Origin of the sequence: Pseudomonas sp. NPDC079086, from assembly GCF_044542155.1 — a bacterium.
Taxonomy (GTDB): Bacteria; Pseudomonadota; Gammaproteobacteria; order Pseudomonadales; family Pseudomonadaceae; genus Aquipseudomonas.
Genome location: NZ_JBITTY010000003.1, coordinates 1 through 9147 on the forward strand (window position 1 = coordinate 1; position 9147 = coordinate 9147).

Consider the following 9147-nt stretch of genomic DNA (forward strand, 5'->3'; position numbering starts at 1 on the left):
CCCGTTTCGGGTGATCAAGCCTTAGTTCAGTTATGTGAAGACGCATTTCGTGGCCTGGACAAAAACACCGCGCAACTGGTGACGCTGTTTGCCTTTTCGAATCTGTGGATGGCACGTCGATATTTGCTGACGAATGAAGGAGAGGTGCGCCTGTAATGTCAGACACGAACCCTGCGCGGTGCCTGCAGCGGCTAAAAACACTGAAATAAGCGGGCGGTTACAGGAGCTGAGTGCAACACGGTTATTGAATTAACGCTGGAGCATCGTGCCGCATAGTTATGGCCTTTTGCATCACCTCGCCCATAACCTCAATCGGACACTTGAAGTCGAAGCGCTTACGTGGACGCATGTTCAGTTGCAGCGCAATGGCATCCAGCTGTTCCTGGCGGTGTACCGACAGGTCTGTACCGTTGGGCAGGTACTGACGAATCAAGCCGTTGATATTTTCGTTGCTGCCGCGCTGCCAAGGACTGTGAGGGTCCCAGAAGAATATCGCCGCACCGGTTTTCTGGGTGATCTCAGCGTGCCGCGCCATCTCCCGCACCTGGTCGTAGGTCATGCTCTTGCGCACCGCCAGCGGCATGCCATTGAGCGCTGCACTAAAGCCTTCCATCGCCGAGGTTGCCGTCGCGTCATTCATCTTCACCAGCATCAGATAGCCACTGGTGCGCTCCACAAACGTGCCTACAGACGAGGCGTTGGCCTTACCCTTGATCAGGTCGCCTTCCCAATGGCCCGGCATAAGCAGGTCTTCGATCTCTGGCGGGCGCACGTGGATGCTGACCATCTCAGGGATCTGGCCGAAACGATCTACGCCACCCGAGCGCGCCCTGCGTGTCGTTTTGCTTTGGCGCAGGCAGATGATCAGTTCCTTGCGCAACTCGCCAACCGGCAAGGCATAGATCGCGTTATAAATCGTCTCGCGGCAGAAGTAGGCATCTTTAAGGCTTGGAATGTTCATGCTGCGCAGCTTGCCGGCAAGCTGCTCGGGAGACAAACGCTCAGGCAACATATGGGCCACCAACTCGAAGCGCTCACCCCCCCGGCAACAGCTTTCGCGTGGGTCGACAAACATGACGGCGGGTTTGCATCTGTTGTTGAGCGAGACGGGCCGAGTAGCAACCTCGGGCATCTCGGTTGCGGCGCAGCACCCGGCTGATGGTCGGAGGGGATCGGTTGATCAAGCAGGCAGTCTTGCGCAGGCTAAGGCCTTGGGCATGACCGATTTGAATAGTGGCGCGCTCTTCAACGCTAAGTTCGGAATAAGACATAGGGGCAGCACCGTACCGGAAAGGTCAGGTGTTGCACTCAGTTTTCGCCGCCGCCCTGCCCCAACGAACGAAGTGAGCGCCTTTGTTAGGCGTTATTCACTCGTATCCGTTTGGCTCAGTATTAAATTTTTGATAACTACAGTTCCTGCTAGCTTGTCGTGCCAGCCTTGTTTACGCTTATCAAAGGCTATCCAAAACACGCCTAAGAAGAGCGGGGTCATGGACACGAAGTACGCGAGATAGCGACCTACCAATTGTGCGTTGCTTGCAGGCTGCCCAGTAGTGGCGTCGACTATTTTTACGGATAAGGCCATCTTTCCTGGTGTCGCTTGTTTTTTCACCCAGAAAATAACCACAATAATAGCTGGCAATACCCAGGATATTAATATATCGGCAGACCCCGCAACCAGATCTTCTCCTCCATCAAAATAAGCCGAGCCATAAATTAACATTAGCAAAGGAAATGTTATAAAACTTATTAAGATCACATCTATAATTGAGGCCCAGGCTCTAACCCAAAAACCAGCGTATTCCATTATCTGAATCTGACCTTGCATACTTAGCGTCTCCTTGTAGATGGTGATAATGCTTAATAATTAAGCTAAGGGCTGGATTTAACCCGTAACAGCGAACGAAGTCAGCGATTTTAATCGCTACTAGGCACGCGCTTCGTAGACCAGCAGCAGAGTGCTGATACAATGCGACACGCGCTTTCTATTTTTTTGCATTTGCATGTGGCCATGCGCTTTTTTTACTGATTATTTAAGCACCTCAGCGGAAAGAATAATAGGGATAACAACCGCCTGGGTCGGGCCGTAACGGACGCCAAAATGTGGAACACAACTTGTATCTCAGTTGCAGCGCGCATGAAAGCATGAAATAAGACAACAATAAGTGCTGCGAGCGCATTGCCAGCAGCCCTAATGGTCACACCAAGACAAAATAAAAGTACACGAATGCACACGATAAAAAAACAAATTGAGTTATGAAATTAAGTGAAAAGTCTAAATCACAAAAACACATATAAAAAACACGCACACAGTGAACCACTAAGCTAAAAGTTAAACCGTACACGTGTCTAGTGCTATAGCTAGATCAGCCTTTGATTATTTACCAATGAATTATGTAGCGGAAAATAAACACATTAAGATAGATTCACACCACATAAAGGCCACGTGCTTTATGTGTGAGGCCAGTTGCTAATCAGCCCCTCCCCGCCACCTTTAAGAATGGCCTGAAGTAGCCCTGTATTTCTGGTCAACTTCAGTAGCTGCTGATTTCAAAGCGGAAAACTGATCAAATTATCCGCTTATTTCGGTATTTTTTACCCGCCGCAGGCACCGCGCAGGGTTCACTTCTGACATTACAGGCGCAACTCTCATGCATTCTTCAGCAAATATCGACGTGCCATCTACAGATTCGACAAGGCAAACAGCGTTACCAGTTGCGCGGTTTTTTTGGCCAGGCCACGAAAATGCGTCTTCACATAACCGAACTAACGCTTGATCACCCGAAACGAGCGCATGCTTCGTCGGAAAGCTCGACGGTTGGAGTACGGGATATTATGCCAAAACCAGAAAGCCTTCTTCAGACCGTCCCTAAACGAATGGGGATGCGAAAGACTGGACGGAAGTATCAGTCAACGAGAGGGCAATTCTCGCCCGAGACTACAGTACAGGAATTAGCAGTAAATAATAACGCAAGGCATCATCCGCGCCGGAGGGGTTGAATGGATGGGTTGTTAGAAAATAATTAGAGTTAAATCTTCCAATATACAAAACACCCTTAATTCTTATGAATGTAATTTTTGCATGCGTGAAAAAGTCCCGCAGCAAATCACTCAGTGTTGTACACTGCTGAACAATTTTTATTGTTAATTACGTGACTAAAATCTAGTTTTATTAAATCGGTAAAGGCTCGCCATAAGAGTTGGTGACATTTAGTATCGGTAGATTCTTGATTGCATCGCCTACGTCATCGATCTCAAATATAACGAAATTAACTCTTTGACTGCTCAGCTCTAATTCAAAAACTTTGACGTTTTGCTCACATAATTTAATCCCGGTTTCTTCACTGACCTCTCGTATCGCAGCAGCGACAAGGTTCTCACCTTTCTCTATGGTACCGCCTGGAAGGTGAAAGCCTCCTCGCAGAGCCCTTTTCCGTCCCGATCTACCGCCAGTGCCAACAACAATAGAATGGCGATCGTGGATTATTGCATAAACCTTTGGCATAACTGCCGTCTCTATTCTTCCTAAGTACTGCCGGAGTAACCATGCATTTCTAGCTGACTTCAACATCAGCCGATTTTCAAAGCGGCAAATAGAAGTAGCTGGTGTAACAATTTGTGCCTATCGATTTTCTTCTTGAGCGCCGAGAAAAGCACGGCGAAAATTAAGAGGGCTGGATATGCCCGGCACGGGTGCTTGAGGATTACCCGCGCCAGATACAACAACTGAGCCAAAGTTGAAGATGCGCCCAAGTACGCCTTGGTTGACCTGAATGCTTTCGATTTTTTGCAGGTTGATTTCAATGGTTGTACGACTGATCAAGCCAAACTTGGCAATAACGCGCTTATTGGTAATGGCAAGTTCCGTAGTAAAGTATTTGATGGCCGCGTCAATCCAGAACAACAGTCCGATACCAAAAAGCCCTAAGAAAATAAAACCTAGAGCAATTATTGGCGCTAGTGACCAAACACTGACCTTAGCTTGATAAATTATATGTTCGCCTTTTGTAAGTGCACTATCGACGTAGCTGCCCATGTCTGACTCCTGAGTGGTTGGGTGGGTTGATAAGGGCCTAACCTAGAGCTACACGGCGCCGCGTCCAAGCAGCGAAGGGAGCACAGTTGAGCACCGGGTTAGGAATGCTGGCAATCGCAAAGGTGGCGTTACGCACTGCTAGCGGTTGGAGGGATGCGCAGGATTGAAACAATAAGACCTCGCTGTTCGCCATTCACCAAGGCAATTTCGCTTAAATAACCTGCCTGCTCAAAACCTAGTTGCTGGTTGATTCGCGCGGTTGCTGCGTTGTGATCGAAGTGGATGCTTACCAGAGAAGTGACTCCCAGGCGGGGACAGTGTTCAATCATTCTTTCTTTAAGGAACGTGCCAATGCCCTGCTTGTTAAATGCGGATGCGATGTAGAGGCTAACCTCAGCCGTCGCATAATATGCAGCCCCCCCCCTTTATGGAAAGATCTCAGCCCGATCCAGGCAACTATCTGTGCGTTGATTTCTGCAACCCACAATGGGCGTTTTTCCGGATTATGTTTGCCATACCAATCGAGCCACTCAGAAACGGAAATTGCTTTACTATCGGCGGTTGACCACGCCCCAGCTATCGATTGATTGTAAATATCTACAAGCTCAGGTAAATCAACCTCGCGACTGTCGCGCACCAAAATATCCATTGAGTATCCTTGAATGCAGCCTAGCGCTTAGGTTCAGGCGCGGCTATACCTCGAGCCCGATTGGGCAGCGAACGATTGGCTTGCTGGCTAAGCAAGCACCCATAGCAGGAGGTAAAATTTTAAATTTTTGCACGCGCTCAGGGAATTTTGCCCATTTTGCTGCTGACGCCATATAAATTGCCATTTCGGCAGAACGTTTATGATCGCCAATTATTGGCGGAGGCACTACTGAATAAAAGTTACCAAACGTTATATCTGCACCTACCGCAGGCAGCGCAAATGCAAAGATTATATCTTGGCCAGAATCACCCACCGGTAAAAATGCACCAGGCGAACTTTTTGTGAATTTAAACTTTCTGTTGGCGCACATAATCCATACCACTGACCAGAGCCCATACACGCCTGGCATTGCTTGCAGTAGCACAACACCGAATTCATAGCCCCCTTCGAAATGCAGCAATGTATCGCTGCGCAGCGGCAACTAGCGGTATATTGCCTCATGCTTATACAGCCACTGTAAATTTATATCTAACAGCAACAGCAAGTTTATTTAGACCCTTAATGGCCGTAGCTGGCTGCCGAGCGGTATATCAATTACTTAACACGCTAACAATTAGAAATAACCAGTAGTAGAAAAATCTATTGGCCAGTCAAGGTGGCCGGGGAAATAAAACCTCCAGCCTGAAGCGCTCAAAGGTTCTATCAAATGCCTCAAGCAGCGCGGCGCCAAACAAAGTGCTTGAAGCGCGTCAACCCCATGCGCGTATGTGCTCAAGCCAAGCCCCCATATCTCCACCTGGCAACGATAATCGCCGCCTAGCGATTTAGGGTCTGGCTCTGGCATCCCAACGGTGATGGTTATAACAACCTGCCGCCCATCGGGATGTTTGGCCACATACATACTGCTCAGCATAGTGTTAGCACTCGGGTGCAGCCCCTTGTTTTTAAGAGCATTGAAAAAAGCTGGAAGTTTGCATATCCGGCCAACAGCCTTGGCTTGGCGAGCCGCGCAAAATAGAGTGCCTGAGTTGTTGTAACAGGCCATACCAAGCCTCAATAAAAATACCGGCTATTACGCCGTTAACGCGTCTATACCGTGATACTCACAGCCGCCTTGTAGTCACGCACGCGGCCCTATCAATTAACGGCAATACCTTCGCCGCAAACTCAAACACAACCTATAGAGTGCACCGCCTTAATCACCCCGCCCCGTCTTCAAACCACTGCTGCCACCCGGTGGTTTGCCGACCCAACTGATCAAGCCGATCACACAACAGCGCCAATCCCCCATGTGACAGCCACTTCAGCTGCCAAGCCAGGGTACACAAACCGCGAATCACCTCTAGCGAAGTACGCACTTCCAGCAAACCCTGGGCCGCTGCTCTGCGCGACTGCGGGCACTGCTTATCGCTAAAGTTCGCGCGCGTGACTGCGCGAATACACAACGTCAACTCACGTAAAATCTGCTCGCCACTGGTATAACGAAACCCCTTGGGCAGTCCCTGATGGATAGGCCAGTAGAGCCCGTACAACGCCACTAGGTCGGCGTACACCTTGGGGTGTTTAAAGCAGGCCTGCATCCACCACCCCACGAGGAAAGTCGCCATGCCATACACGCCACTGCTCAATCGCCAACAACTGACCATCGAACTGCTCGCTGGCGCCAAGCGTTGTGGTAATCGCGTGCAAAAATCCCTCGGCCTGTTGCAGGTCGCCAGCACCTGCCAAGCGCTGGCCGCCGAACTGCTTGACGGCAGTTACCAACCCACCGCCCACAGCCGTTTTGCCGTGCGCGAACCCAAACTGCGCGAAGTCTTCGCCCCAAGTTTCCGTGACCGGCTGATACAGCAATGGCTGATTGGCCATATACAGCCCAGTGTGGAGCGTCAACTTATCGACGACACCTACGCCTGCCGCCCTGGCAAGGGCAACCTGGCCGCCATCAACAAAGTGCAGAGGCACATGCGCCAACCCGGGCATGAGTATTTTTTGCAGTTGGACATTCATAGCTTCTTCAACTCCATATCGCGTACAAAACTCACCGCTGCCTGGCATACCTTGCTAGCCCTCACACCCCACCAGGGCGAACGCCTGGCATTGTTACGCACTATCGGCGAACGCGCTTTTGCCTACGATGCCAGCCGCGCCCCACACACCCTCAGTGGCTCGCGACAACTGCTGGCTAGCATCCCAGCGCACAAGCGCTTGGCCTTTCGCGGCACCACCCATGGCATTCCCATTGGCAGCCTGACCAGCCAGGTGCTGGCCAACTACTACCTCAACCCACTCGATCACTTCATCAAGCACCAACTGCGGGTCAAAGGCTACGTGCGTTATATGGACGACCTGCTGTTACTCGGCCCCGACCCCGCCACCCTTAACAGCTACAAGCAAGCCATCAGCGACTTTCTCGAACAGCAACTGGAGTTACGCCTGCACCCCAGCAAACAACAACTACAGCCGGCCCGCCATGGCGCCTGTTACCTCGGCTATCGCGTGTTTGCCCACCACCGCTGGCTGCTCCCGCGCAGTTGTCAGACGTTCAAAGCCCGCTTGGTCTGGTTCAACCATCGCCTGGCTCCCGGCCAACAAGCCACACCACCACGCCCCCCGACGCGCGGTACGTGGTCACGCCCGCAGGCGTGGCCAGAGCAACTCGACGCCGGTCTACTGCGCAGCATTCTCGCCACTGTCAACAGCTATTACGGCCTGCTTGCCCAAGGTAACCACCTGCGTCTACGCCAACAGTTTTACCACCAGCACGCGGGCGTGCTTAAACGCTACTTTATCCCCGCCAATGCGCGCTACAGCCACCTCAAACTCAAGGCCGGCTGGCAGCATCTGCACCACCGACTATAAAGCCCAGCCCGGCGGCTCAACCTGCTAGCCTTCAGCGCCTAAGCTAGCCCACCCCGAGGCGGCTGAAATGCCACCCACGGTTGAACAATACGCAGAGCGAGTCGGGCGGGGGCGTAAACCTCAACGCTTACAAGCCACCTGAAGGGTGTTGAAGTCAGCGCTGCTGTTGGCTGCGTCGCCGTTGATCAGGCTGACGTTGATGTAGACGCCACCGCTCCGGGTGCTGGACCAGTAGCTGCTAGTACTGCCCCCACACGGCCCGTTGAGCGGCCATTTGTGGATATGGCACATGTCATTGTTGTACTGACTGCCATTGGCAACGGTTGCACGTGTGGCTCGGACGAATAGGGCTTGGAGTTCAACGCTGGTTGGCAATTTAGCTCCCGCATTCTTACAGTCGGTATCAGCTTGTGCCCAAGTACGAGTCTTTTTATCCAGAAAAAACAGAGGCGCGAGCACAGAATTAATCTGTTCTGTATTAGACATAACCGTGAGTCCAGTGTTGTAGGTGCTTGTGCTTGAGACCGGTGTTACGCCGAAGGTTATTTTATGACCTACGTCGTCTGCTTCGACTAACGTATAAGTTTTCTGGGTTTCACCAACGATAGAAGTACCGTCTCTTTGCCAGATAAAGGTCGAGGTGCCTTCATCGACATTGTCGGGATGGCTGTAGGTGTAGTTGCCGGTCAAGGTCTGACCGCCGCTGAACGGAGTGCCGTTGGTATTGGAACTGGTGATGTAGACATTAGTCGCCAAAGGGACCAGACCTTTAACTTTAACCGTTGCTGTCGCAATGTTACCGGTCACACCAGCCTTGTTCTTGGCACGTACCGACACTTCCAGCACCTTGCCGGCATCGGTTTTTTTAATGGTGTACTCCGGCACCTTGCCCGACTGGGTCACAACGTCGGTGCTATTAATGACACCTGTTGCGGTACCCGTCTGGCCCCACACGTAGGTGGACGCATCACCCTCCACACCGGTCATCGAATCAAACACGTAGCTCGCAGACAGTGTTTCACCCACGTTCAACTTGCCGCTGATCGCAAGGCCGCTGATTGCAGGCGCAGCATTGGTATCAATCACCACGCCACCTGTACCCCCGTCAGTGACCGTACCGGTCGAGTTCGCCGTGGTCGCGGTCAGCATGTTGCCGATCACAGCAGCCTTGTTCTTGGCACGTACCGACACTTCCAGCACCTTGCCGGCATCGGTGTCTTTAATGGTGTAAGCCGGTACCACACCGGTGGTGCTCACAGCGGTGGTGCTGCTAGTGACACCTGTTGCGGTACCCGCCTGGCCCCACAAGTAGGTCGAGACGTCCGTGCGCTCACCGGTCTTCGCATCAAACACGTAGCTCGCAGACAGTTTTTCACCCACGTTCAACTTACCGTTGATCTTGAGGTCGCTGATTGCAGGCGCAACCTTGGTATCAATCACCACGCCGCCTGTGCCACCGTCAGTGACGGTGTTACCCGTCGTATCCGAAGTCTTCTTCGTCAGAATGTTGCCGATCACAGCAGCCTTGTTCTTGGCACGTACCGACACTTCCAGCACCTTGCCGGCATCGGTGTCTTTAATGGTGTAAGCCGGTACCACACCG

9 protein-coding genes and 4 pseudogenes are annotated in these 9147 nt (G+C 51.8%); 2 read left to right on the top strand and 11 right to left on the bottom strand.

Annotation, left to right across the window (positions count from 1 at the left end):
• Positions 1-156 (top strand): annotated as a pseudogene (locus ACIGEK_RS14645) (IS5/IS1182 family transposase); the annotation flags it as partial.
• Positions 157-241: 85 nt separating this feature from the next.
• On the opposite strand, the pseudogene ACIGEK_RS14650 reads toward ACIGEK_RS14645, so the two are convergent.
• The 10 genes and pseudogenes from ACIGEK_RS14650 to ACIGEK_RS14695 all read right to left on the bottom strand — a co-directional run bounded on the left by ACIGEK_RS14650 (position 242) and on the right by ACIGEK_RS14695 (position 6292).
• Positions 242-1271: pseudogene (locus ACIGEK_RS14650) on the bottom strand (IS30 family transposase).
• 92 nt (positions 1272-1363) lie between these two features.
• Positions 1364-1828 (bottom strand): RDD family protein, encoded by a 465-nt coding sequence (locus ACIGEK_RS14655; protein ID WP_397494033.1) that lies wholly within the window; start codon positions 1826-1828, stop codon positions 1364-1366.
• Positions 1829-2682: 854 nt separating this feature from the next.
• A pseudogene (locus ACIGEK_RS14660) lies at positions 2683-2787 on the bottom strand (IS5/IS1182 family transposase); the annotation flags it as partial.
• 385 nt (positions 2788-3172) lie between these two features.
• Complete coding sequence (locus tag ACIGEK_RS14665) at positions 3173-3505, bottom strand: NUDIX domain-containing protein (RefSeq protein WP_397494034.1); 333 nt, start codon at positions 3503-3505, stop codon at positions 3173-3175.
• 117 nt (positions 3506-3622) lie between these two features.
• The gene (locus ACIGEK_RS14670; RefSeq protein ID WP_397494035.1) at positions 3623-4036 is read right to left on the bottom strand and encodes a PH domain-containing protein; all 414 of its coding nucleotides are present in this window, start codon (positions 4034-4036) and stop codon (positions 3623-3625) included.
• A gap of 128 nt (positions 4037-4164) precedes the next feature.
• Positions 4165-4416 carry a GNAT family N-acetyltransferase gene (locus tag ACIGEK_RS14675; protein WP_397494622.1) on the bottom strand — a complete coding sequence of 84 codons (252 nt, stop codon included), beginning with the start codon at positions 4414-4416 and terminating at the stop codon, positions 4165-4167.
• On the bottom strand, positions 4362-4685 hold the full coding sequence (locus ACIGEK_RS14680; protein WP_397494036.1) for a GNAT family N-acetyltransferase: 324 nt from the start codon (positions 4683-4685) through the stop codon (positions 4362-4364). Before ACIGEK_RS14680 ends, ACIGEK_RS14675 begins: the two co-directional genes overlap by 55 nt.
• 43 nt (positions 4686-4728) lie before the next feature.
• Positions 4729-5145 (bottom strand): hypothetical protein, encoded by a 417-nt coding sequence (locus tag ACIGEK_RS14685; RefSeq protein WP_397494037.1) that lies wholly within the window; start codon positions 5143-5145, stop codon positions 4729-4731.
• A 153-nt stretch (positions 5146-5298) separates the two neighbouring features.
• Positions 5299-5730, bottom strand: a complete 432-nt coding sequence (locus ACIGEK_RS14690; RefSeq protein ID WP_397494038.1) for a DUF6968 family protein — start codon at positions 5728-5730, stop codon at positions 5299-5301.
• A 154-nt stretch (positions 5731-5884) separates the two neighbouring features.
• Positions 5885-6292 carry a four helix bundle protein gene (locus ACIGEK_RS14695; protein ID WP_397494039.1) on the bottom strand — a complete coding sequence of 136 codons (408 nt, stop codon included), beginning with the start codon at positions 6290-6292 and terminating at the stop codon, positions 5885-5887.
• Here ACIGEK_RS14695 and ACIGEK_RS14700 point away from each other — a divergent pair.
• Positions 6291-7544: a reverse transcriptase domain-containing protein gene (locus ACIGEK_RS14700; protein ID WP_397494040.1), complete on the top strand. Its 1254-nt coding sequence runs from the start codon at positions 6291-6293 to the stop codon at positions 7542-7544. The genes ACIGEK_RS14695 and ACIGEK_RS14700 overlap by 2 nt on opposite strands.
• 120 nt (positions 7545-7664) lie before the next feature.
• Here the strand turns inward: ACIGEK_RS14700 and ACIGEK_RS14705 are convergent.
• A pseudogene (locus tag ACIGEK_RS14705) lies at positions 7665-9147 on the bottom strand (hypothetical protein); the annotation flags it as partial.